The sequence below is a fragment of the Sphingopyxis selenitireducens genome, from assembly GCF_051550705.1.
GTDB lineage: Bacteria > Pseudomonadota > Alphaproteobacteria > Sphingomonadales > Sphingomonadaceae > Sphingopyxis.
The window spans coordinates 92,412-114,828 of sequence record NZ_JBPULG010000002.1 but is presented as its reverse complement, the minus strand read 5'-3'; the positions used below and the strand labels follow the sequence as shown (position 1 = coordinate 114,828).

At 65.2% G+C, this 22,417-nt stretch carries 25 protein-coding genes and 1 riboswitch; of the genes, 22 read left to right on the top strand and 3 right to left on the bottom strand.

The features are described 5' to 3' along the window. Positions 1–4: 4 nt before the first annotated feature. The gene (gene serB, locus ACSYDV_RS06490; protein WP_438322969.1) at positions 5–889 is read right to left on the bottom strand and encodes a phosphoserine phosphatase SerB; all 885 of its coding nucleotides are present in this window, start codon (positions 887–889) and stop codon (positions 5–7) included. On the opposite strand from serB, the gene miaA reads away from it, so the two are divergent. From miaA to ACSYDV_RS06390, 20 genes are all read left to right on the top strand, one after another. After that, positions 888–1,862: a tRNA (adenosine(37)-N6)-dimethylallyltransferase MiaA gene (miaA, locus tag ACSYDV_RS06485; RefSeq protein ID WP_438322968.1), complete on the top strand. Its 975-nt coding sequence runs from the start codon at positions 888–890 to the stop codon at positions 1,860–1,862. The two genes, serB and miaA, sit on opposite strands and share 2 nt — an antisense overlap. 97 nt (positions 1,863–1,959) lie before the next feature. Then, on the top strand, positions 1,960–3,714 hold the full coding sequence (gene ilvB, locus ACSYDV_RS06480) for a biosynthetic-type acetolactate synthase large subunit (RefSeq protein WP_438322967.1): 1,755 nt from the start codon (positions 1,960–1,962) through the stop codon (positions 3,712–3,714). After that, positions 3,714–3,929, top strand: a complete 216-nt coding sequence (locus ACSYDV_RS06475; protein WP_438322966.1) for a hypothetical protein — start codon at positions 3,714–3,716, stop codon at positions 3,927–3,929. The genes ilvB and ACSYDV_RS06475 overlap by 1 nt, the downstream gene beginning before the upstream one ends. 1 nt (position 3,930) lies before the next feature. Then, the gene (gene ilvN, locus ACSYDV_RS06470; protein WP_438322965.1) at positions 3,931–4,446 is read left to right on the top strand and encodes an acetolactate synthase small subunit; all 516 of its coding nucleotides are present in this window, start codon (positions 3,931–3,933) and stop codon (positions 4,444–4,446) included. Between the two features lie 108 nt (positions 4,447–4,554). Next, entirely contained in the window at positions 4,555–5,589 is a 1,035-nt protein-coding gene (gene ilvC / locus ACSYDV_RS06465) for a ketol-acid reductoisomerase (protein WP_438323647.1), read from the top strand. A 108-nt stretch (positions 5,590–5,697) separates the two neighbouring features. Then, on the top strand, positions 5,698–6,300 hold the full coding sequence (locus ACSYDV_RS06460) for a DUF6151 family protein (protein WP_438322964.1): 603 nt from the start codon (positions 5,698–5,700) through the stop codon (positions 6,298–6,300). A 48-nt stretch (positions 6,301–6,348) separates the two neighbouring features. Continuing rightward, complete coding sequence (locus ACSYDV_RS06455; RefSeq protein ID WP_438322963.1) at positions 6,349–7,491, top strand: 8-amino-7-oxononanoate synthase; 1,143 nt, start codon at positions 6,349–6,351, stop codon at positions 7,489–7,491. Beyond that, positions 7,488–8,096: a dethiobiotin synthase gene (gene bioD, locus ACSYDV_RS06450; RefSeq protein ID WP_438322962.1), complete on the top strand. Its 609-nt coding sequence runs from the start codon at positions 7,488–7,490 to the stop codon at positions 8,094–8,096. Before ACSYDV_RS06455 ends, bioD begins: the two co-directional genes overlap by 4 nt. A 131-nt stretch (positions 8,097–8,227) precedes the next feature. After that, on the top strand, positions 8,228–9,502 hold the full coding sequence (locus tag ACSYDV_RS06445; protein ID WP_438322961.1) for an adenosylmethionine--8-amino-7-oxononanoate transaminase: 1,275 nt from the start codon (positions 8,228–8,230) through the stop codon (positions 9,500–9,502). A 50-nt stretch (positions 9,503–9,552) separates the two neighbouring features. Further along, the gene (locus ACSYDV_RS06440; RefSeq protein WP_438322960.1) at positions 9,553–9,867 is read left to right on the top strand and encodes a hypothetical protein; all 315 of its coding nucleotides are present in this window, start codon (positions 9,553–9,555) and stop codon (positions 9,865–9,867) included. A gap of 118 nt (positions 9,868–9,985) precedes the next feature. Further along, on the top strand, positions 9,986–10,393 hold the full coding sequence (locus tag ACSYDV_RS06435) for a hypothetical protein (protein WP_438322959.1): 408 nt from the start codon (positions 9,986–9,988) through the stop codon (positions 10,391–10,393). Positions 10,394–10,492: 99 nt separating this feature from the next. After that, complete coding sequence (locus ACSYDV_RS06430; RefSeq protein ID WP_438322958.1) at positions 10,493–11,137, top strand: YceI family protein; 645 nt, start codon at positions 10,493–10,495, stop codon at positions 11,135–11,137. A gap of 119 nt (positions 11,138–11,256) precedes the next feature. After that, positions 11,257–11,751 carry a rhodanese-like domain-containing protein gene (locus ACSYDV_RS06425; RefSeq protein ID WP_438322957.1) on the top strand — a complete coding sequence of 165 codons (495 nt, stop codon included), beginning with the start codon at positions 11,257–11,259 and terminating at the stop codon, positions 11,749–11,751. Positions 11,752–11,829: 78 nt separating this feature from the next. Beyond that, entirely contained in the window at positions 11,830–12,210 is a 381-nt protein-coding gene (locus ACSYDV_RS06420; RefSeq protein WP_438322956.1) for a hypothetical protein, read from the top strand. A gap of 247 nt (positions 12,211–12,457) precedes the next feature. Next, positions 12,458–14,122: a 2-isopropylmalate synthase gene (leuA, locus tag ACSYDV_RS06415; protein ID WP_438322955.1), complete on the top strand. Its 1,665-nt coding sequence runs from the start codon at positions 12,458–12,460 to the stop codon at positions 14,120–14,122. 141 nt (positions 14,123–14,263) lie between these two features. Beyond that, complete coding sequence (locus ACSYDV_RS06410) at positions 14,264–14,590, top strand: hypothetical protein (RefSeq protein ID WP_438322954.1); 327 nt, start codon at positions 14,264–14,266, stop codon at positions 14,588–14,590. Between the two features lie 8 nt (positions 14,591–14,598). Next, complete coding sequence (locus ACSYDV_RS06405) at positions 14,599–14,808, top strand: hypothetical protein (RefSeq protein ID WP_438322953.1); 210 nt, start codon at positions 14,599–14,601, stop codon at positions 14,806–14,808. A gap of 56 nt (positions 14,809–14,864) precedes the next feature. Beyond that, positions 14,865–15,067: riboswitch (cobalamin riboswitch) on the top strand. Between the two features lie 116 nt (positions 15,068–15,183). Then, positions 15,184–17,511, top strand: a complete 2,328-nt coding sequence (gene metE / locus ACSYDV_RS06400) for a 5-methyltetrahydropteroyltriglutamate--homocysteine S-methyltransferase (RefSeq protein WP_438322952.1) — start codon at positions 15,184–15,186, stop codon at positions 17,509–17,511. Then, positions 17,501–17,905: an acyl-CoA thioesterase gene (locus tag ACSYDV_RS06395; protein ID WP_438322951.1), complete on the top strand. Its 405-nt coding sequence runs from the start codon at positions 17,501–17,503 to the stop codon at positions 17,903–17,905. Before metE ends, ACSYDV_RS06395 begins: the two co-directional genes overlap by 11 nt. A 158-nt stretch (positions 17,906–18,063) precedes the next feature. Next, a complete protein-coding gene (locus ACSYDV_RS06390; protein WP_438322950.1) occupies positions 18,064–18,648 on the top strand; it encodes a hypothetical protein in 585 nt (194 codons plus the stop codon). Between the two features lie 64 nt (positions 18,649–18,712). Here the strand turns inward: ACSYDV_RS06390 and ACSYDV_RS06385 are convergent, their stop codons facing one another. Next, positions 18,713–19,870, bottom strand: coding sequence for a hypothetical protein (locus tag ACSYDV_RS06385; RefSeq protein ID WP_438322949.1), 1,158 nt, complete (start codon positions 19,868–19,870; stop codon positions 18,713–18,715). Positions 19,871–20,081: 211 nt separating this feature from the next. On the opposite strand from ACSYDV_RS06385, the gene ACSYDV_RS06380 reads away from it, so the two are divergent. Both ACSYDV_RS06380 and ACSYDV_RS06375 read left to right on the top strand, forming a co-directional pair. Further along, positions 20,082–21,044, top strand: coding sequence for a patatin-like phospholipase family protein (locus ACSYDV_RS06380; RefSeq protein WP_438322948.1), 963 nt, complete (start codon positions 20,082–20,084; stop codon positions 21,042–21,044). Between the two features lie 114 nt (positions 21,045–21,158). After that, positions 21,159–21,686: a hypothetical protein gene (locus tag ACSYDV_RS06375; RefSeq protein WP_438322947.1), complete on the top strand. Its 528-nt coding sequence runs from the start codon at positions 21,159–21,161 to the stop codon at positions 21,684–21,686. A 116-nt stretch (positions 21,687–21,802) separates the two neighbouring features. Here ACSYDV_RS06375 and ACSYDV_RS06370 read toward each other — a convergent pair whose 3' ends face one another. Beyond that, positions 21,803–22,234 carry a YciI family protein gene (locus ACSYDV_RS06370; protein ID WP_438322946.1) on the bottom strand — a complete coding sequence of 144 codons (432 nt, stop codon included), beginning with the start codon at positions 22,232–22,234 and terminating at the stop codon, positions 21,803–21,805. Positions 22,235–22,417: the final 183 nt, after the last annotated feature.

Below are 22,417 nucleotides of genomic sequence, written 5' to 3'. Positions count from 1 at the left end.
CGCCCTACCCCAGCACCCAGCTCCGCCGCGGATAGCCCTGCGCCCACAGCAGCGCCGACAGGTCATGGTGCCGCACCACCGCCGCCGCGGCTTCCGCTGCCGCCGGATGCGGGTGATAACCGATCCCCAGCCCCGCGGCGGTGATCATGGGAATATCGTTCGCGCCGTCACCCACCGCCAGCGTCTCGGCCAGCGGCAGGCCGTGCGCCGCGGCCTCGGTCTTCAGCGTTTCCAGCTTGGTGCTCGCATCGACGATGGGCTCCAGAACGCGCCCGGTCAGCTTGCCGTTCGCAATCTCCAGCTCGTTTGCGATCACCTTGTCGAACCCGATCGCCTCGCCCACCGGGCGGGCAAAGGCGGTGAAGCCGCCCGAAATCAGCACCGAATGCGCGCCATGCGCCTTCATCGTCTGCACCAGAGTCCGCGCGCCGCGCGTCAGTCGCACCCGCTCCATCCGGCATTCGGCCAGCACCGATTCGGGCATCCCGGCGAGCAGTCCGACGCGCTCGGTCAGCGCGGCGCGAAAATCCAGTTCGCCGCGCATCGCGCGTTCGGTGATCGCCGCGATCTGCGGCTTCAGCCCGGCATAATCGGCGAGTTCGTCGATGCATTCGACCGTGATCATCGTCGAATCCATGTCGGCGATGATCAATTTCTTGGTGCGGTCACCCAGCGGCTGAACGACGACATCCAGCGCACCATGGTCCATTTTCGCGAGTTCGGCGCGGGCGCTGACAAGGCTGCCGTGAAAGACGATATCGGCGGCATCGCCCTCGTCCAGCCAGTGCGGCGCGCCGACATCATGGCCCGTCGCGTCGAGCCGGTCGATGGCTTCGCGGACCACCTCGCCCGTCAGCTTCCCTGCTGCTATCAGCGTTGCGACGAACATGGCATCTCCTTCATCATCTTTCCGGCCCCAGCCCTCACAGGCCAGTCCTCCTGTCGCGCTTATCGCCGGACCCACCGCCAGCGGCAAGAGCGCATTGGCGGTCGCGCTCGCCCAAATTGTCCCGAATGCGGTCGTGATCAATTCCGACGCCAGTCAGGTCTATACCGATCTTGCCATCCTGTCGGCGCGCCCGACGGTCGATGAAATGGCGGGCATCCCGCACCGCCTGTTCGGCTGCATCGACGGCGCCGAGGCGTATAATGCCGCGCGCTGGGCGGCCGACGCGACCGCGGAAATCGCCAAGGCGCACGCCGCCGGCGCGCTCCCCATCCTCGTCGGCGGCACCGGGCTCTATCTCAACACCCTGCTCTTCGGCATCGCCCCCGTGCCCGAAATCGACCCCGATATTCGCACTGCGATCCGCGCGATGGAGGTCGCCGACGCGCACGCCGCTCTCTCCCGCGACGACCCCGCCGCCGCCGCGCGGCTCCACCCTGCCGACGCCACCCGCGTCGCCCGCGCGCTCGAGGTCGTCCGCTCGACCGGCCGCCCGCTCGCCGACTGGCAACAGGCGCGCGAGGGCGGGATAGCGGATGCCATCAGCGTCGCGCCGATGATCCTCCTGCCGCCGCGCGACTGGCTGCGCGACCGCTGCGACCGGCGGCTGGTGACGATGTTCGAGCGCGGCGCGATCGAGGAAACCGAGGCTCTTCTCGCACGCGGCCTCAACCCCGACCTGCCCGCGATGCGCGCCATCGGCGTGCCGCAGATTGCGCGCCACCTGGCGGGCGAAATCGACCGCGCCGAGGCGCTCGACCTCGCGCAGGCGGCGACGCGCCAGTATCTCAAGCGCCAATATACGTGGTTTCGCAACCAGCTCCCCGCCGAATGGCCCCGCCACGCAGAGTCATTATCAATCGACAACCTCGCAGAATTAGCAATAATATTACGCGATAGCCTGTTGACAAGATAGAATCATATACCTATTCCCCGCCTCCTGTTGCAGCGCACAAGCGCGCGGCTTGGGCGTGCAAGTTCGCGCGCCTGCACAAGATGGAAGGAGCATAGTCGTGACGGAAATGAGTGGTGCCGACATGGTGGTTCAGGCGCTGGTCGACCTCGGGGTCGATACGGTGTTCGGCTATCCGGGCGGCGCGGTCCTTCCCATCTATGACGCGCTCTTCAAGCATCCGACGATCCAGCATATTCTCGTCCGCCACGAACAGGCGGCGACCCATGCGGCCGAAGGTTATGCACGTTCGACCGGCAAGCCCGGCGTCGTGCTCGTGACCTCGGGCCCCGGCGCGACCAACGCGGTCACCGGCATCACCGACGCGCTGATGGATTCGATCCCGATGGTCGTGCTGACCGGTCAGGTTCCGACGACGCTGATCGGTACCGACGCGTTCCAGGAATGCGACACGGTCGGCATCACCCGCCACTGCACCAAGCATAATTATCTGGTGATGGACCCGGCGCGGCTCGGCCCGATCATGCATGAGGCTTTTTACATCGCGACCCACGGCCGCCCCGGCCCGGTGGTGATCGACATTCCGAAAAATGTTCAGGTCGCGACCGGCAAATATATCGTGCCCGACATGATCGACCACAAAAGCTATCGCCCGCAGGTCGAACCTGACAGCGCGGCGATCGCCGAAGCCGTCGCGATGATCGCCGCCGCAGAACGCCCGGTCTTCTACACCGGCGGCGGCGTGATCAATGCGGGCCCCGATGCCAGCGCGGCGCTGCGTCAGCTTGTCGCGCTCACCGGCGCGCCGATCACCTCGACCCTGATGGGGCTCGGCGCCTTCCCGTGCGACGACGACAAATGGCTCGGCATGCTCGGCATGCACGGGACCTATGAGTCCAACATGGCGATGAACCGCGCCGATCTGATCATCGCGGTCGGCGCGCGCTTCGACGACCGGGTGACCGGCCGCCTCGACGCCTTCGCGCCTGAAGCGAAAAAGATCCACATCGACATCGACCGCAGCTCGGTGAACAAGATCGTTCCCGTCGACCTCGCGATCGTCGGCGATGCCGGCCGCGCGCTCGACGCGATCATCGCGGGCTGGCAGGCGGCGGGCCACAAGGCGCGCGACCTCGGCGAATGGTGGCGGCGCATCGACGGCTGGCGCGCGACGCGCTGTCTCGACTTCCCCGAAAAGAAAGAGGATGCCGCCGAAATCATGCCGCAGCGCGCGGTCAAGGCGCTGTACGACGCCACCCATGCGCGCGACCCGATCATCACGACCGAGGTTGGCCAGCACCAGATGTGGGCGGCGCAGCATTTCGGCTTCCGCGGCCCCAACCGCTGGCTCACCAGCGGCGGCCTCGGCACGATGGGTTACGGCTTTCCCGCCGCCGTCGGCGCGCAGATCGCGCACCCCGACCGCCTCGTCATCTGCATCGCGGGCGAAGCCAGCCTGCAGATGAACATTCAGGAAATGGGCACGGTCAGCCAGTATCGTCTGCCGGTGAAGATCTTCATCCTCAACAATCAGTGGATGGGGATGGTCCGCCAGTGGCAGGAACTCACCTATGAAAGCCGCTATTCGAACAGTTATTCGGACAGCCTGCCCGATTTCGTGAAGCTTGCCGACGCCTATGGCTGGACCGGCCTGCGCATCGACAATTTCGGTGAGCTGGAGGACGGCATCCAGACGATGATCAACACCCCGGGTCCGGTGATCGTCGACTGCCGCGTTGCCCAACTCGCCAACTGCTTCCCGATGATCCCGTCGGGAGCCGCCCACACCGATATGATCCTCCAGCCGAGCGACGTCACCGGCACGATGGACGACGAAGCCAAGGCACTGGTGTGATGGAGTCTCTGGCGTATCTTTTGCCCGTCGCGGGCATCGCTTTCGCAGCGGCGCTTTATGCCGGCGCGCAAACCGTCCGCGACTTTCAACGCAAAAACTCGCTTTGGGGGACGGTCGGCGGTGTCGTTTCGGTGGCGCTGTTCTGGGTAGCGGGCACGATTCTGCTGACGCCCGTCAAAACCCATGCCGTAAAAATAGACCTTCCGAGGCACTGACATGAAAATCACAACCGAAGCGGGCGAGCGCCATGTGCTCGCCATCACCGTCGACAACGAAGCCGGGGTGCTCGCCAAGATCACCGGGCTGTTCACCGCGCGCGGCTATAATATTGAAAGCCTGACCGTCGCGGACATCAGCTCCGACCATGCGCTGTCGCGGATCACCATCGTCACCAATGGCCCGCCGCAGATCATCGACCAGATCATCGCCCAGCTCGACCGGCTCGTCCCCGTCCACAAGGTCACCGACCTCACCGACGCGGGCGCGCATGTCGAGCGCGAGATCGCGCTGGTCAAGGTCGCGGGCACCGGCGACAAACGGATCGAGGCGCTGCGCCTCGCCGACGTCTTCCGCGCGAAGGTCGTCGACACGACGATCACCAGCTTCATTTTCGAAATCACCGGCGCCAGCGAGAAAATCGACCGCTTCATCGCCCTGATGCGCGAATGCGGCCTCGTCGAAGTCGGCCGCACCGGCGTCGTCGCCATCGCCCGCGGGGCGGAGGCGGCCTGAAGAATTTACAGATTGCGTTTCCAACACGCGTCGCCCCGGACCTGATCCGGGGGCCAAGGATGCCGGATGAATTCCGGCATGACGCACAACAAGACAGGAAAGAATGACATGCAAGTTTATTATGATCGCGACGCCGACCAGGATCTGATCAAGGGCAAGAAGGTCGCCGTTGTCGGTTACGGCAGCCAAGGCCACGCCCACGCACAGAATATGCGCGACAGCGGCGTCAAGGATGTCGCAATCGCGCTGCGCGCCGGTTCGGCAACCGCAAAGAAGGCCGAAGCTGCGGGCTTCCAGGTCATGACGAACAAGGAAGCCGCTGCATGGGCCGACGTGATCATGATCGCCGCTCCTGACGAGCATCAGGCGAAAATCTATGCCGACGATATCGGCCCGAACATGAAGCCCGGCGCGGCGCTCGCCTTCGCCCACGGCCTCAACATCCACTTCGGCCTGATCGAAGCGCGCGCCGACATCGACGTCTTCATGGTCGCTCCCAAGGGCCCCGGCCACACCGTGCGCAGCGAATATCAGAAGGGCGGCGGCGTCCCCTGCCTGATCGCGGTCGCACAGGAAGCGAACGGCAACAGCGGCAACGGCCACGCCAAGGCGCTCGCCCTCTCCTATGCCTCGGCCGTCGGCGGTGGGCGCAGCGGGATCATCGAGACGACCTTCAAGGAAGAGTGCGAAACCGATCTGTTCGGTGAGCAGGCCGTGCTGTGCGGCGGCGTCACCCACCTGATCCAGGCCGGGTTCGAAACGCTGGTCGAAGCGGGTTACGCGCCCGAAATGGCCTATTTCGAGTGCCTCCACGAAACCAAGCTGATCGTCGACCTTCTCTATGAAGGCGGCATCGCCAATATGCGCTACTCGATCTCGAACACCGCCGAATATGGTGACATCAAGACCGGCCCGCGCATCATCACCGCCGAGACCAAGGCCGAAATGAAGCGCGTGCTGGAGGACATTCAGTCGGGCCGCTTCGTCAAGGATTTCGTCCTCGACAACCAGGCCGGCCAGCCCGAGCTGAAGGCCAGCCGCAAGGCCGCCGCCGCGCACCAGATCGAACAGGTCGGCGGCGAACTGCGCGCGATGATGCCGTGGATCGCCAAGAACCAGCTGGTCGACAAGACGAAGAACTGACCCGGCCTACGCCGGGGCAGGCTCCCCGACAGGCCGTCACCCCGGCGAAAGCCGGGGTCCCTACGGCAACCGCTTTCGCAATCGCGGGCAAAGGATTAAGGCCGGGCAATGACATCCGACCTCCCCTTTGCCTGCGAATGCGGAACGGTTTCGGGGACACTTCTGCGCGTCGGTCCGGACCAGGGCGACCATGTCGTCTGCCATTGCACCGACTGCCAATATCTCGCTCATTATCTCGGTCATGCGGCGCAAATGCTCGACGAACATGGCGGCGCATCGCTCTATCAATCGCGATGCGCGCGCATGCACATCGCCTCCGGTCGCGACCAGCTCGCCTGCCTCCACCTGACCGATAAGCCGACGTTGCGCTGGTATGCCAAATGCTGCCGTACCCCGCTGTTCAACACCTATGCCAATGGCAAAATCCCGTACATCACGACCCAGCTCCGCGCCTGCGACCCCGCTGCGCGCGAACGACTGGTCGGCCCGCCGCGCGGACATCTCTTCACAGAGGACGGCGTCGGCGACACCAGCCTTCTGCCCAAAATGAGCATGGGCGCATTGATGCGCCGCTTCTTTCCCCGCATGATCAAGGACCTCCTGTCGGGCGATCGCCGGAGATGCGCGCTTTTCGACAGCAAAACCCTCGAACCCATCGTCACACCCCATCGGCTGGCGAGCGAAAAAGGGCTCACCGAAAAAGCCGGTTGAACCGCACCGCGGGTTTGCCATTTCACCCCGATATTCTAAGGAACCCCGATGCCGGGCCGCGCCTCCCCCTTCTCCGCCCACAGCCGCGATCTTCGCGCTCTCGCCGCCGAGACCCGCCTCCGTGCGCTCGCCCCCCGCACCGGGGTCGATTTCGCCTCGAACGACTATCTCGGCCTCGCCGATTCCGACGCGCTGCGCGACGCGCTGACCGCCGGCATCGCACAGGGCATCCCCGCCGGATCGGGCGGATCGCGCCTGCTGCGCGGCAACCACGCCGAACATGAAGCGCTCGAAGCGCATGCCGCGCGCCATTATGACAGCGAAGCGGCGCTCTATTTCTCGACCGGCTTCGCCGCCAACGCCGCGCTGTTCGCGACGCTGCCGCAGCGCGGCGACCTGATCGTCCACGACGAACTGATCCACGCCAGCGCGCACGACGGCATGCGCCTCGCCCGCGCCGGCAGCATCGCCGCCGCGCATAATGATCCGCAGGCGTTCGCCGACATCATCGCCCGCTGGCGCGCCGGCGGCGGTTCGGGCACCCCATGGATCGCGGTCGAAAGCCTCTACAGCATGGACGGCGACCGCGCCCCGCTCGCCGACCTCGCCGCCGTCGCCGATCGCTTCGACGCCGTGCTTGTCGTTGACGAAGCCCATGCGACCGGCGTCTACGGCGCCAATGGCGCGGGGCTCGCCAGCGACCTCGTGCGCCGCGACAATCTGATCACCCTCCACACCTGCGGCAAGGCATTGGGCTGCGAAGGCGCGCTGGTCTGCGCGCCGCGCGTCGTCACCGACTTCCTCGTCAATCGCGGCCGCCCCTTCATCTTCTCGACCGCGCCGTCGCCGCTGATGGCGTGGCTCGTCCGCCAGAGCCTCGAAATCGTCGCGACCCAGCCCGAGCGTCAGGCACGCCTCGCCGCGCTCGTCCGCCATACCGAGGCGCGCCTCGCCCCGCTCGGCATCACGGCCAGCGGCACTCAGATCCAGCCCGTGATCATCGGCGAAAATGATCGCACGATGCGCATCGCGACCGCGCTGCAAGGCGCGGGCTTCGACATTCGCGGCATTCGCCCGCCGACGGTGGCACAGGGAACCGCCCGCCTCCGCATCGCCATCACGCTCAATGTTGACGAGGATAACATTGACGCGATGACCGACGCCCTCGCCGCCGCCATGGCCGACGCATGACCCGTTTCGTCGTCACCGGGACCGATACCGGCATCGGAAAAACCATCTTTTCCGCCGCCTTGGCGCAGGCGACCAGCGCGTCCTACTGGAAACCGATTCAGGCGGGCCTCGAAGAAGAAAGCGACAGCCAGGTCGTCGCGCGCCTCGCCGAGGTCGCGATCCATCCCGAGGCGCACCGCCTGATCACCCCCGCTTCGCCGCATTATGCCGCCGAAGTTGACGGCGTTACCATCGACACCGAAACACTCGCCCCGCCGCCCGGCGACCTCATCGTCGAGGGCGCGGGCGGCGCGCTCGTCCCCGTCACCCGCACCACCCTTTACGCCGATCTCTTCGCGAAATGGCAAATCCCGGTGATCGTCTGCGCCCGCACGATGCTCGGCACGATCAACCACAGCCTGCTGACGATCGAGGCGCTTCGGTCGCGCCATGTCCCGATCCACGGCCTCGCCTTCCTCGGCGACCCCGTGCTAGACAGCGAAAACACAATCGCCGAGGTCAGCGGCGTCCGCCGCCTGGGCCGCTTGCCGATCGTCGCCCCGCTGACCAGCGAAACCCTCGCCGCCGCGTTCCGCGCGAACTTCGACCTCGCCGACTTCCGCTAAATCTCGTCATCCCCTCCCCTCTTCGTCATCCTCGCGAAGGCGAGGATCCAGCTTTCTCTGCCTCGGAAAGCAAAAAGGAAAAGCGGGATTCCCGCCTTCGCGGGAATGACGAAGGCGTATAGGGACACGCCATGACCTCTCTCGATTCCCCCATCTGGCACCCCTTCACCCAGCACGGCCTTGGCGACCCCGTGCCGCTGATCACCCGCGGAGAAGGCGCGCGCCTCCACGGCCCCGACGGCCAGAGCTGGATCGATGCCATCTCCAGCTGGTGGGTTACCACCCACGGCCACGCCCACTCGCGCATCATGGCCGCGATCCGCGACCAGTCGGAAAAGCTCGATCAGCTCATCTTCGCGGGCTGGACCCACGAACCCGCCGAAACGCTGGCTGCCGAACTCATCCGCATCACCCCCGACCCGCTTACCCGCGTCTTTTTTTCGGATTCAGGTTCAACCAGCGTCGAGGTCGCGCTCAAAATGGCGCTCGGCTACTGGTATAACATCGGCGAGCCGCGCAGCCGCATTCTCGTCCTCGAACATAGCTATCACGGCGATACGATCGGCACGATGTCGGTCGGCGAGCGCGGCGTCTACAACCGCGCCTGGCAGCCCCTGCTCTTCGACGTCAACACCATCCCCTTCCCGCACGAAGGCCGCGAACAGGAAACACTCGACGCGCTCGAAGCCGCTTGCGCAAGCCAAGAAACGGGCAGCGCGCCCGCCGCCTTCATCGTCGAACCCTTGATCCTCGGCGCGGGCGGCATGCTCATCTATCCCGCATGGGTGCTCGCCGAAATGCGCGCCATCTGCGCGCGCCACAATGTCCTCTTCATCGCCGACGAAGTGATGACCGGCTGGGGCCGAACCGGCACCCGCTTTGCGTGCGATCAGGCGGGCGTCATCCCCGATATCGTCTGCCTGTCGAAGGGCCTGACCGGCGGCGCGCTGCCGCTCGCGGTGACGCTGTGCATCGAACCGATCTTCGAAGCGCATTTCTCCACCGACCGCAGCAAAACCTTCTATCATTCGTCCAGCTACACCGCGAACCCGATCGCCTGCGCCGCCGCCAACGCAAATCTCGCCATCTGGCGCGACGAGCCGGTTCAGCAGCGCATCGACGCGCTCGCGGTCGCGCAAGGCGCGCACCTGTCGATGCTCGCTCACGACCCGCGCGTCGCCAATGCCCGCCGCCTCGGCACCATCGCGGCCTTCGATATCCAGGTCCCCGACGGCGGCTATCTCTCGAACCTCGCGCCGCGCCTCATCGCCTTCTATCGCGATCGCGGCGTCCTGCTGCGTCCGCTCGGCAACACCGTCTATGTCATGCCGCCCTATTGCATCGCGCCCGATGAACTGGCGCAGGTCTGGAATTCCATCGCAGCCTCGCTTGACGTGCCGGGCTGATATCCGGATACACCGGATATCCCCCTAACTCCTTCCCGGAGAATGAAATAATGCAAAAGCCCGGCCTGTTTCTCGCGCTGCTTCTGATGCTCTTTCCCCTCGGCAGCGCCGAAGCGCGCAAAAAAGAGGAACCGGTCGACACCTATGAACGCCCGACCGACTGGGTGCCGCTCACCCAGTCGATGACCGACCTTCTCAATGCAGGGTGGCGGATCATCGGGTTCAACGATTATCAGACGGAGATGTTCTCCGACAATTTCTCCTCCTATACCTTCACGCTGTCGAACGGCGGCAAATATGTCATTTGCTTTATCGTCAGTCCGGCGATGAACGATGCCAAGTCGAAATGCCGCGCCCTGAACTGAACCGCGGGCGCCCCATCGCCGCCATCGCACAGGGCGGCAGGCGCAGTTCGGCTTAGGTTCATCTCGGCGCGCTAGCGTGGCATGCAGGGGATGGTCGCAAAGGGAATGCCTGATTGCAATGACGAAGCCTGCCCTCCTCCTCCCCCTGATTGCCACGCTCATCTTCGCAGCGCCCGCGCATGCGTTCGACCAAAGCCTCGCGCAAACCGCCACGCCGCCGCAGAAAACCTCGATTCTCTACACCTATGGCGACGAACCCTGCCCCGCACCGGTGGGGGACGAGATCATCGTCTGCGCGCAGCAACCCGAAAGCGAACGCTACCGCGTCCCCAAGGATTTGCGTGAGGAGCTGAAGGACGACGCACCCGTCGGCGGCGGTTCATGGGCCTCGGCGGTCGAGGGTTATGACAATGTCGCTCGCGCCACTCGCCCCAACAGCTGCTCGCCCGTCGGCAGCTATGGCTTCACCGGCTGCACCTCGGCGATGCTGCGCCAATGGTTCGAGGAACGCCGCGCCGCCGACTGAAGCGACCGCCGCGAAACGCAGCGTTTCGATGCCGTGCGATTGACGCCGGCCCCTCCTGTCGCTTAGCCTTTGGCCTCCCCCGAAACAGGAGCCTTCCACATGCGCCGCATTCTTCCCATTGCCGCCGTCGCGCTCGCCGTCGTCGCCGTCCCCGCCGTCATCGCGCAGGCCCCCTCGGGCGTCCCCGGCGCGCCCGACAAAACGCGCGTCACCGCCGGCACCTACGCCGCCGATGCCGGACACACGATGGTCGTCTGGGAAGTCGATCATTTCGGCTTCAGCAAATATTCGGGCATCTTCGGCGACGTCACCGGCACCCTCGTCATCGACCCCGCCAATCCTGCCGCGTCAAAGGTCGATGTGACGATCCCGGTGTCGAAGGTCACGACCGCCAGCGCCGGCCTCACCGACCATCTGCTGCGCGCGGGCAAGGACGGCGGCAAGGCCGATTTCTTCGGCCCCGCGCCCGCTGACGCCAAATTCGTCTCGACCCGCGTCGTCCTCGACGATGACGGCGACGAAGCCAAGGTCACCGGCAACCTCACCCTCAATGGCGTGACCCGCCCGGTCACGCTCGACGTCGATTTCCACGGCGCGGGCGCCAATCCGTTCAACAAGAAAGCCACCATCGGCTTCAACGCGGAAACCAAAATCCGTCGCAGCGATTTTGGCGTCAATTACGGCATCCCGGTGGTCAGCGATATCGTCGAACTCGAAATCCACGCCGCGTTCGAAAAGCAGTAAGCGCGCCGGCCCGCCCCCGCCCCTCCCGCTCATGGGAAGGCGCGGGGGCGGGCCACTCCGCATTCATCGCGCATCCAGCAACCCGCGCCTAACCTCCCGTCATTCAAGGGAGGATCATCATGCGCAAAACCCTGCTACTCGCTCTCGCCCTGTCGCTCCCGGCAGCGCCCGCATTCGCGCAGAGCAATCCGCAAATCGACTATCCGGCTTTCCAGGCGCTCACCGCCAGCGTCGCGCCAGAACGCGCCACGCGCCTCCTCCCTTTCGACGCCTTCAAGGCCGAGGCGGCCAAACCCGAAACCCTCCTCCTCGACGCGCGCTCAAAGGACGCCTTTGCGCGCGGCCATATCGCGGGCGCGGTCAACCTGCCGCTGACCGATTTCACCGCCGACAGCCTCGCCGCGGTGATCGGCGTCAACCCGGACCGCCCCATCCTCATCTATTGCAACAATAATTTCCGTAACAACGCCGCGCCCGTGCCGATGAAATCGGCCGCGCTCGCGCTCAACATCCAGACCTTCATCAACCTCGTCGGCTATGGCTACCCCAATGTCCGCGAACTCGCCGACGTGATCGACTTCAACGATCCCGCAGTGGGGTGGGTGAAAAACTGACCGCGCGCCAATCTGTCACACGACTCCGCTAGACAGGCGTCCGGGCCAGTCCCCGGCCCTGACAGGGAGTTCCGTGTGATGAGCGAACTGGTACGCGAAATTATCGAAGTGAACGCCTTTATCGGCGGCGACGAAGAACATGCCCTGCTGACCGTCGAGGCAGAGGGCATTGCCTCCACCGCGGGCTGGACGAGCGTCCTGCTCGACCCCCACGTCTATATCAACCCGCCCGCCGACGGTGTGCAGGACTTCGATCTCGTCGGCGATCGCCCGGCCGGTGGCAGCGCCGACACGCCGACCACAGTCGAGGCCGCGTGGGAAGGCCCGCTCGAGGATTGGGTCATCGGCATCCGCGTCCACGCGATCGCCAATATGATCGAGGATGAAATCTTCACCCCCTGGGAGGAAGAGGACGACGACGAAGACGACGCGGACGCGCCGGAAAGCAAGGCCGCCTGACAGCCTGCCAGCGCCATCTCCGCCTTCGCGGAGGTGGCGCAGCGCAGCCCTCCGCGCAATTTTCCTGTGTTGCCCCTTGCCAAACACGACATTTTCATGTCAGAGCGTGGCCATGCGCCACAACGGGCTCCTACTTCTGCGACTTACACGCCCTTGGGCGTGACGATAACGCTGCGCCCACGGTGGCGCGCGATCGCCCAAGGGTAACTCGACCAAAACCACCCTTTCGCAGAAGAACCAAAAGACCATGACCATGCTCCGCGACCCTTCGGTCAAATATCGCCCCTTTCCGCAGGTTCCCTTGACGAACCGCGAATGGCCCGGCCGCGTCACGACCAAGGCGCCGATCTGGCTTTCCACCGACATGCGCGACGGCAATCAGGCGCTGATCGACCCGATGGACGCCGAGAAAAAGGCGCGCTTCTTCGACCTGCTCTGCCGCGTCGGTCTGAAAGAAATCGAAGTCGGCTTCCCCAGCGCGGGCGCGACCGAGTTCGATTTCATCTCCGGCCTCGTCCAGAACGGCCGCATCCCCGACGATGTCACCGTGCAGGTGCTGACCCAGAGCCGCGCCGACCTCATCCGCACCAGCTTCGACAGCCTCGCGGGCGCAAAGACCGCGATCGTCCACCTCTACAACGCGGTCAGCCCCGCGTGGCGCAAGATCGTCTTCGGCATGGACATGCCCGAAATCAAACAGATCGCGATCGACGGCGCCAAGCAGCTGCGCGACAATGCCGCGCGCCTGCCGCAGACCAACTGGCGCTTCGAATACAGCCCCGAAACCTTCTCGACCGCCGAAATCGATTTCTCGATCGAGGTGTGTGAAGCGGTCATGGAAGTGCTGCAACCGACCGCCGAAAATCCGATCATCCTCAACCTCCCCGCGACGGTCGAGGCCTCGACGGCGAATATCTACGCAGACCAGATCGAATATTTCGCCAAGAATCTGCCGAACCGCGACCGCGCGCTGATCAGCCTGCACACCCACAACGACCGCGGCACCGGCGTCGCGGCGGCCGAACTCGGCCTGCTCGCGGGCGCCGACCGCGTCGAGGGTTGCCTGTTCGGCAATGGCGAGCGCACCGGCAACACCTGCCTCGTCACCATCGCGCTCAACATGTACACGCAGGGCGTCGACCCCGAACTGGATTTCTCGAATATCGACGAGGTCATCCAGACGGTCGAATATTGCAACCAGCTCCCCGTCCACCCGCGCCACCCCTATGGCGGCGAACTGGTCTATACCGCCTTTTCGGGCAGCCATCAGGACGCGATCAAAAAGGGCTTCGCCGCACGCGAACGCCAGAATGACGAGACATGGGAAGTCCCTTACCTCCCCATCGATCCCGCCGACCTCGGCCGCAGCTATGAAGCGGTGATCCGCGTCAACAGCCAGTCGGGCAAGGGCGGCGTCGCCTGGGTCCTCGAACAGGACAAGGGTCTGAAACTGCCCAAGAAAATGCAGGCGAGCTTCAGCCACGTTGTACAGGCGCTGGCCGACGAGACCAGCCGCGAACTCGGCGCCGAGGATATCTGGGGCGCCTTCGAGGGTAAGTATCTCGCCACGACTGGCAAGCGTTTCCAGCTCGTCGACTGGTCCGAAACCCACAGCGGTCCCGACCGCATCTTCGCCGGCAAGCTCATGATCGACGGCACCCCGCGCACCGTCAGCGGCCGCGGCAACGGCCTGATGAGCAGCGTCATCGCCGCGCTCAGCGAAAGCGGCGGCCCGGTGATGGACATCATCGACTATAGCGAACACGCCATCGGTCAGGGCAGCACCGTGCAAGCCGCCGCCTATGTCGAATGCCGCACGGCGGATGGAAAAAGCCTGTTCGGCTGTGGGCTGGATACCGACGTCGCGACCGCGAGTGTGCGGGCGATTCTTTCCGCCGCCAACGGCGCGTAAACCAATCGATCCCGGGCGGCGGGTGCTTACAATCCGCCTCCGGGACCCCATATACAGACTATCGCGGCACGCATTCTCGTAAGCCGCCGCGACCGAGAGACAGGCTGTGCTCCCGCTTACGCAAGAGGAGCCGCGCCGCCTATGAATTCCGAGACTCACCCTGAGCCCCAATCCGGTACAGAGACCGCCGCCCCCGCAAGGACGCGCTCGAACGGCTTTGTCCGCAAGGCCCGCACCCCGCTCCCCCGCGACGATGCGCGGCGCCAAGGCAATATCAGCCAGCTCGCCTGGCTGACCCTCGGCGGAACTAAAACCGAAAGCGGCCCCCAAAACGCGATCGGCTTCCTCAACACCGAGAACCCCGCACTCGGCGGCCGCCCGCTCGCCATCGCGACCGCGAGCGACGAAGGCTATGCCCGGGTTGCCGCCGCCATCCGCGCCCAAGCCGCCGCGCCGGTCACGCCATGACCCGCGCGATGAACGTTACGCTGCCCGAAAGCGACGTCACCAAATCCTGCAAGACCGCGGGCGTCGCAATCAGCGCGATCGAGCCCCTCCCGTCGGGCGGCACCCGCCTCGTCTGCGTCACCCTCGACGACGCCGACAAGATGCGCAAGCGCTTGAAAAAGAACCTGATCGACGGCGCTGTCACCCGCTACCGATTCTACCGCCCACCGAGCGTATAAGTAAGGCGCATATAAAGATTTCTTTATGTGCGCCTTGACTTCCAATCTGCGCCGCCTATTCTCCAAACTGTCGAGGTTCTCCACATCGCTTGCGCGGTGTGGAGCTAAGACGGGAAGCCGGTTCAAAACCGGCGCTGCCCCCGCAACTGTAAGCGGTGAGCGGTGGTCGATACGTGTCACTGGTTCGCAAGGAACCGGGAAGGCCAGACCCCCGCGCTGATCCGTGAGCCAGGAGACCTGCCTCGTCAGATAACGTCCTCCGGCGGGGTGTCCGGTCAGGCCGCATGCTTGACTGCGCCCGATCCTTGCTTTGCGGGCGTGGACCCTTGCGTGTCCGTCTGTCCGGCCCTTGCCCCCTTGCAAGGTGTTTGAAACATGACTGTCAGCGTCGCCACCCTCGGCTTTCCCCGCATCGGCCTTCGCCGCGAGCTCAAGCATGCGCTCGAAAGCTATTGGTCGGGCAAGACCAGCCTCGCCGATCTCCAGATCGCGGCATCGGGCCTTCGCGCCCTCAATTGGGCGCGGCAAAAGGCGCTCGGCGCCGACATCCTCCCCTCGAACGACTTCTCGCTCTATGACCATGTTCTCGACACCAGCTCGCTGATCGGCGCGATCCCCCCGCGCTACGACTGGGCGGGCGAGACGGTCGATCCGGACCTCTATTTCGCCATGGCGCGCGGGGTTCAGGATGACCCGGCGGGACCGGCCGCCTGCGGCCACACCCACGACACCACCGCGCAGGAAATGACAAAATGGTTCGACACCAATTATCATTTCATGGTCCCCGAACTCACCGCAGGGCAGATCTTCAGGATCGCCTCGACCAAGATTTTCGACGAGTTTGAGGAAGCCAAAGCGCTCGGTTACACCACCCGCCCCGTCCTCCTCGGCCCCGTCAGCTATCTGATGCTCGCCAAGGGCAAGGCGGTCGAACCGCTCGCGCTCTTGCCGCAGCTTCTCGATATCTATGCCGAAATCCTCGCGCGCCTTGCCAAGGCCGGTGCCGAATGGGTCCAGATCGACGAGCCCTGCCTCGTCCTCGACCTCAGCGCCGAACAGCGCACCGCGTTCGAGCGCGCCTACGCCCGCCTCGCCACTCGCGGTCCGAAACTCATGCTCACCACTTACTTCGGCGGCCTCGGCGACAATCTCGATCTCGTCGCCGACCTCCCCGTCCACGGGCTCCACCTCGACCTCGTCCGCGCCCCGGGTCAGCTCGAACCCGCGCTCGAAAAACTCCAGCCGCACGTCCTGCTCTCGCTCGGCGTCATCGACGGCCGCAACATCTGGCGCGCCAATCTGCCCGACCTTTACTGGCGCCTCAAGGAACTGGCGGGCACGCGCGACTTCATCCTCGCCCCCTCCTGCTCCTTGCTCCACACCCCCGTCGACCTCGCGCTCGAAACCTCGCTCGACCCAGAAATCGCACAATGGCTGAGCTTTGCGGTGCAAAAGATCGAGGAACTCGCCGCGCTCGCCAAAGCGCTGAACGAAGGCGAAGACGCGAGCTTCGCCGCCTTCTCGGCCTCACGCATCGCCGCGGTCGCCCGCCGGACCTCACCGAAAATCCATAACCCCGCCGTCGCCGCCCGCCTCGCCGCCCTCGACGAAAGCGCCACCAAACGCACCGCGCCCTTCGCCGCCCGCCGCGAGGCCCAGCAAAAGCGCCTCGCCCTTCCCGCCTTCCCGACCACCACGATCGGCAGCTTCCCGCAGACCCACGAGGTCCGCAAGGCGCGCGCCGCGCATATCAGGGGGGAAATCGACGATGCCGCCTATGACCGCTATCTGAAGGTCGAAACCCGTGCCGCGGTCAAATGGCAGGAGGAGATCGGCCTCGACGTCCTCGTCCACGGCGAGTTCGAGCGCAACGACATGGTGCAATATTTCGGCGAGCAGCTCGCGGGCTTCGCCTTCACCCGCGCCGGCTGGGTGCAAAGCTATGGCTCGCGCTGCGTCCGCCCGCCCATCCTCTACGGCGACGTCTCGCGCCCCGCGCCGATGACCGTGGACTGGTGGCGCTATGCGCAGGACCAGACCGACCGCCCGATGAAGGGCATGCTCACCGGCCCCGTCACCATCCTCAACTGGTCCTTCGTCCGCGACGACCAGCCGCGCGAGACCAGCTGCCGCCAGATCGCGCTCGCGATCCGCGACGAGGTGCAGGATCTGGAGGCGGCCGGCGCCGCGATCATCCAGATCGACGAAGCGGCGCTGCGCGAAGGCCTGCCGCTTCGTCGCTCGGAGTGGCGGCAGCATTATCTCGACTGGGCCGTCGAAAGCTTCCGCATCACATCGTCGGGCGTCCGCGACGACACCCAGATTCACACCCATATGTGCTATTCGGAGTTCAACGACATCATCCGCGCGATCGGCGCGATGGACGCCGACGTCATCTCGATCGAGACCGCAAGGTCGCAGATGGAGTTGCTCGACGCCTTCGCCAGCTACGCCTATCCGAACGAGGTCGGCCCCGGCGTGTACGACATCCACAGCCCGCGCATCCCGGCCGAACGTGAGATGACCGACCTCCTCACCCTTGCCGGCAAACATGTCCCGCCGGGGCAAATCTGGGTGAACCCCGATTGCGGGCTCAAGACGCGCAAATGGGACGAGGTGCGCCCGGCCCTGACAGCGATGGTCGCGGCCGCACAGGCGATGCGCACCAAAGCCCGGATCAAGGAGGCCTATGATGCCAACTAAGGCCAGTGCGCCCACGGGCATGCCCGACGGACAGCCCGCCGTCCGCGTCACCGCCATGCCCGCCAACGCCAATGTCTATGGCGACATCTTCGGCGGCTGGCTGATGGCACAAATGGACCTTGCCGCCTCGTCGGTGGCCTCGCGCCACGCACGCGGCCGCGCGGTGACGATCTCGGTCGAAGGGATGACCTTCCACCGCCCCGTCTTCGTCGGCGACGAGGTGTCCGTATTCGGGCGCCTCGTCAAAGTCGGCCGCACCTCGATGCATGTCGAGGTCGAGGCCTGGGCGCGCGACCGTCACGCTGATGAGGATAATAAGGTCACGCAGGCGGTGTTCATCTTCGTCGCGGTGGGACCGGACAGGCGGCCAAGGGCGGTAAAAAGCCTGACCTAGCCCCATCGCCCGGGACCCTCCACCCCTTGCCATTCCCGCTTCGGCTGGAATGGCAAGGAACGGGGCGCCAGCCTTATCTTCGCAGTGACGGGCATCACAGAGATGATATAGAAGCCGCTGATAAGGCTTTGATTTCACCTTCAAGGAGCTCGGTTTCGATGCGAAACACCTATCTCGCCCTCGGCGCGCTGATCCTGTCCGGCCTTTCCCACCCGGCCGCGGCGCAGCTGCCCCCGGAATTGCTCGGCGGCGACAGCGGCGGCGATCCCTCGAAAGGCCTGCACAGCGAGCCATTCTACAAGGGGGCCGAGGGGTTTTGGGTGCAGATGCGCAAACCCGCAAATGACGGCCTTCGCTGCTCGGTGAATTTCATCACGACCAACGGACTGTTCGCCATCCACGGTCCCTGGGATGCCGAAATGGCTAAAAAGGGCGTCGGCATGATCTGGTTCGACGGCAAGGATATTCCGAAAGTCGCCCAGACGGCCGCCACCAAAATCACGGTGCGCAGCAAGGATCCGACCCAAATCTATCCCGCCATCCACACGACGCTGGGGCAGAGTGCGACCAACGGCGTTTTCATCCTGATCGTCGACATGAAGGCCCTGCTCGCCGAGAAGAACGAGAGCGATGATATTGCGGTCGATTTCGGCGGCAAACAGGTTTTCAGCGCCCAGCCCATCCGCCTGCAGGAAGCCTATCGCCGGCTCGGCGAATGCACCGCGGCAAAACCGGCCGGCTAGCCATCATACACCCCGCCCCTTCGCGCTCTTGGTAAAGACGCGAAAGGGCGGCCCCATCCCGGCGCTATCCGCCGGGAACATTCATGATATCGGCGCAGGCATTGGTACCGGCGATAGCGCCGTCGCGATCGCGGCTGACCGTCACATCGGCAACCCTTGGCACGCCCTTGTCATCGGGAAGCAGGACGTAACGGACATTGCAGCTGTCATATCCGCCGGTGACCCGCGTCCCTCCGCTCACGACATTCTGCCACAGGACGCGATTGTCATAGGAGCGGCCATAGGACAGGAAACGCAGGCCGCCGGCATTGTCCACCGCCGGCGGGCCGTTCGCCGCGACGACATCCTGCTCGGTCTTGGACATCCATACGCCAAGGAGCAGGCTTTCGCTGCGCGACAGCTTGCGCTTGCCGCGCAATTCCGCCGCCTTGGCGACAAAGGCGCTTTCGCTCTGGAAATTGTCGATGATGCCCATCGCCCGCTGCCGCGCGGCGGGCAGCGCGGTCTCGAAACTGCGCATCCGGGCTTCGAACTCGGCCTGTTCGGCGGGCGTCAGCTTGCGGCTCGCCATCACCGGCGGCTTCTTCGCGTCCTTCCAGAAATGCGTCCAGCTGAACTCGGCCGCCTCGACCCAATTATACCCGACCGGCGTCATCAGCACGCCCTCGACTCCCAGCGCGGCCAGATTTCGGCTCACCAGATCCTGCACGACCTTGCCGTCCTTGCCCGACGCCGCGATCGCCTGGCTCAGTTCGGCTTCCTGGCACGCCAGCCGATAGGCGCGCAGCATCGGGTAACTCGACGTCGACTGCCAGTCGGTCGGCTGCAACGCATCGCTGTCATCCTTCTGCTTCGACCGCGTCCGGCCCGCCGCCAGCCGGAACTGGACCGACGTCGCGGCGGGCAGGACCCATTTGTCGCCCGGCTTCACCCGCTTGCGGCCATGCGCGGCGGAATAGGGATTGGGGCATTGAAACTGGATATCGGTTTCGGTCCAATAGGGCTTGTCCGCCGCTTCATAGACGGTGACCAGCTCGATCTCCTTGATATCGACCGGCCCCATCTCGCCCACCGGGGTCCGGTTGGACGAATAGGTGTCGGCATAGACGATGACGCGATTGGGCGAGACGCCCTGAAGGTCGATCACCAGCCGGTTGGCGGCCGCCGGGGTGGCAACGCCCAGCGCCGCTACGCCGGCCGCCAAAATCGATTTCCGTACCATGTCATCTCCTTATATTCCCGCCATCTTCCATGTTTCGAAGCGTCGGGCAAGGCGCGGGCCAGCCAGCTTCGACGTTGGCCCTCGCTGCATAGCGGCCGCCGCCGCGGCCCGGCGATGCGCGCGATCACAGGCCGACGGCTCCCCCTTCGCTTCACCATCTCCCTCGGGCGCAATCCATGCTATGTTCGCCCCCGAACGAAGGAGGATAGCCATGGCGGGTGACCTTGCGATCGTACTCAGCGGCGGCGGTGCCAAGGGCGCCTTTCAGGTCGGCGTCGTCCATGAACTTGTCGTCAATCGCGGCGTCCGCCTCGATATCGTCGCGGGCGTATCGACAGGCGCGATCCAGGCGCTGGGGGTGGCGCAGGACGATGTGCCGGGGCTGCTCGACCGCTGGCTCGGCATTCGCGGCAATGGCGATATCTACAAGGAACGCCCGCTCGGGATTGCCGGCGGCATATTGGGCGAGGATGCGATCTACGACACCGCGCCGCTGCGCCGGATGCTCAAAAGCTTCGCCGACGACCGCAAGCTGAAGGCCAGCGGGCGCAAGCTGCGGCTGGGCGTCGTCAACCTCGGCACCGGCGATTATCGCGGCATCGACGAAAGCGTCCCCGGCATCCACAATTGGGTCTATGCCAGTTCGGCGATGCCGGTCTTCTTCGACCCGCTCAAAACCACCGCCGCCGACGGGACCGAGGAACAATGGGTCGACGGCGGGGTGCGCAACGTGACCCCGCTCGACGATGCGCTCGAACTCAATCCACGCGGGGTGATCGTCGTCCGCGCCTCGCCCCCGCCGCGCCCGGGCAAGGTCCGGCTCTTTCCCGATCTGATCAAGATCGGGCTGCGCGCGGTCGATATCCTGCAATCCGAAGTGTCGGCGAACGACACCAAAAATGCCGCACTGATCAACGACATCATCGCCGCGCGCGAGGCGCAGGCGCGCGCACTGCAGGCAGCGGGGGTCGGTGGCGCAGCGGCGGCGCGCATCCTCCGCCCGCTCGACCTGCAAATCTCGCGTTACCGCTTCGCGCCGATCCGCATCATCGAACCCGAACAGGAGGTGTCGGAAACGCTGGAGTTCAGCCCCGCAAAGATCCGCAAGGCGATCGACGCCGGCCGCGCCGCGGTCGAGCGCGAATGGAAGGCGCTTGAACCGCTGCTCAGCTAGCCGCGACCGCCCCGCCGCAAGCCCGTCACGGCTGGCCGGATCGCCATTTCTTCCGCCGCGTCTTTGCCCTTAAGCCACGGGCAAGGGGGGGGGGCGGCGCAGAGGAGTAGGATCGTGAACGCTTATCCGACGACCGTCGGCGATACCGGCCAGCCGCATCCGGCGGATATCGCTGACAATGAAGCGACCGGGCTCTTCTGGGGCCTGCAATATTGCCGCGCCAGCACCTTGTCGCTGACCCGGCTCGAACTCGCGCTCGAAAGCCGCGACCGCCAACGGATTATCGAGGCGATGGACCGGCTCCACGCCCTCGACAGCGAAATCGAGCGCAAGGTCGCAAGCCTGCCTGCACCGGTCGGAGCGGAAGGGCTCAACGAGCATCTGGGCCGCGAAAAAATGGCGGTGGCGTTCGAGAAACTCGTCCTCGCCAGCGGGATCAGCGGCCCCGGCATCGCCTCGCCGCCCACGTCCCTGCCCCAGCCAAGCCCGATCGGCGTACCGGCCCCCGACATCGACTGGCCCCCGGCCGACGAGGTGCCCGAGCCGCGCATGGTGCGCGCCCTTCGCAACTATGGTCCGAAAGCCGCGCTGTTCCTGACCCTCGCCGCCGCAACCGGCGCCGTCATTTTCGCGGCGCTATAACCGCTTCTGCGGCCAGCCCGGCGATCAGGCGGGCGCGTTCGATCCGGTACACCGCTTCGACTGCCCGCCATGCCCGCCACGACGAGCGTGGAGGCAAGCATGACGGCGGCGATCGATCATTCCCCGGCCAGTCGATCACGCAGCCGCTGTTCGCGCTCGGCAATCTCGGGCGTCATCGCGTCACCGAAATCTTCCGGCTGGTAAAAGGGGCGAATTTCCAGCTCGCTCGGCCCGGGCATCGGGTTGGGACAACGCTTCGCCCAGGCGACCGCCTCATCCATATCCTTGACCTCCCAGATCCAGTAGCCTGCGACCAGTTCGCGCGCTTCGGCAAAGGGGCCGTCGATCACGGTCCGGTTCGCGCCATCGAACGCGATCCGCTTGCCCGCCGACGATGGCTTCAGCCCGTCACCCTCGACCATCACACCGGCGTTCACCAGCTCCTCGTTGAACCGCCCCATCGCCTCGAACATTTCGGTCATCTCGGCCGTGGGCGGAAGGCCGCGCTCGCTGTCTTCGGTCGCCTTCACAAAAACCATTACACGCATCGTCCGTCTCCTTCTTTTTCCGGGCCGCCATCGGCCTCAGTATCTACACGACGAACGGGCATCGGGAAAATCGACAGGGGCAGCAAAAAAATTCCCGAGCCGTGTCAGCTATCAAAATGACGCGCCCTCGACAGCGCGCCAACCCTCTTGCGCGGCTTTCCGTTTACGTTAAGGTCAGTTTCA

Coding starts and splice junctions, on each gene's coding strand:
- miaA (WP_438322968.1), top strand. CDS start 888: ATGGCATCTCCTTCATCATCTTTCCGGCCCCAGCCCTCACAGGCCAGT.
- serB (WP_438322969.1), bottom strand. CDS start 889: ATGTTCGTCGCAACGCTGATAGCAGCAGGGAAGCTGACGGGCGAGGTG.
- ACSYDV_RS06475 (WP_438322966.1), top strand. CDS start 3,714: ATGGAGTCTCTGGCGTATCTTTTGCCCGTCGCGGGCATCGCTTTCGCA.
- ilvN (WP_438322965.1), top strand. CDS start 3,931: ATGAAAATCACAACCGAAGCGGGCGAGCGCCATGTGCTCGCCATCACC.
- ilvC (WP_438323647.1), top strand. CDS start 4,555: ATGCAAGTTTATTATGATCGCGACGCCGACCAGGATCTGATCAAGGGC.
- ACSYDV_RS06460 (WP_438322964.1), top strand. CDS start 5,698: ATGACATCCGACCTCCCCTTTGCCTGCGAATGCGGAACGGTTTCGGGG.
- ACSYDV_RS06455 (WP_438322963.1), top strand. CDS start 6,349: ATGCCGGGCCGCGCCTCCCCCTTCTCCGCCCACAGCCGCGATCTTCGC.
- bioD (WP_438322962.1), top strand. CDS start 7,488: ATGACCCGTTTCGTCGTCACCGGGACCGATACCGGCATCGGAAAAACC.
- ACSYDV_RS06445 (WP_438322961.1), top strand. CDS start 8,228: ATGACCTCTCTCGATTCCCCCATCTGGCACCCCTTCACCCAGCACGGC.
- ACSYDV_RS06440 (WP_438322960.1), top strand. CDS start 9,553: ATGCAAAAGCCCGGCCTGTTTCTCGCGCTGCTTCTGATGCTCTTTCCC.
- ACSYDV_RS06435 (WP_438322959.1), top strand. CDS start 9,986: ATGACGAAGCCTGCCCTCCTCCTCCCCCTGATTGCCACGCTCATCTTC.
- ACSYDV_RS06430 (WP_438322958.1), top strand. CDS start 10,493: ATGCGCCGCATTCTTCCCATTGCCGCCGTCGCGCTCGCCGTCGTCGCC.
- ACSYDV_RS06425 (WP_438322957.1), top strand. CDS start 11,257: ATGCGCAAAACCCTGCTACTCGCTCTCGCCCTGTCGCTCCCGGCAGCG.
- ACSYDV_RS06420 (WP_438322956.1), top strand. CDS start 11,830: ATGAGCGAACTGGTACGCGAAATTATCGAAGTGAACGCCTTTATCGGC.
- leuA (WP_438322955.1), top strand. CDS start 12,458: ATGACCATGCTCCGCGACCCTTCGGTCAAATATCGCCCCTTTCCGCAG.
- ACSYDV_RS06410 (WP_438322954.1), top strand. CDS start 14,264: ATGAATTCCGAGACTCACCCTGAGCCCCAATCCGGTACAGAGACCGCC.
- ACSYDV_RS06405 (WP_438322953.1), top strand. CDS start 14,599: ATGAACGTTACGCTGCCCGAAAGCGACGTCACCAAATCCTGCAAGACC.
- metE (WP_438322952.1), top strand. CDS start 15,184: ATGACTGTCAGCGTCGCCACCCTCGGCTTTCCCCGCATCGGCCTTCGC.
- ACSYDV_RS06395 (WP_438322951.1), top strand. CDS start 17,501: ATGCCAACTAAGGCCAGTGCGCCCACGGGCATGCCCGACGGACAGCCC.
- ACSYDV_RS06390 (WP_438322950.1), top strand. CDS start 18,064: ATGCGAAACACCTATCTCGCCCTCGGCGCGCTGATCCTGTCCGGCCTT.
- ACSYDV_RS06385 (WP_438322949.1), bottom strand. CDS start 19,870: ATGGTACGGAAATCGATTTTGGCGGCCGGCGTAGCGGCGCTGGGCGTT.
- ACSYDV_RS06380 (WP_438322948.1), top strand. CDS start 20,082: ATGGCGGGTGACCTTGCGATCGTACTCAGCGGCGGCGGTGCCAAGGGC.
- ACSYDV_RS06370 (WP_438322946.1), bottom strand. CDS start 22,234: ATGCGTGTAATGGTTTTTGTGAAGGCGACCGAAGACAGCGAGCGCGGC.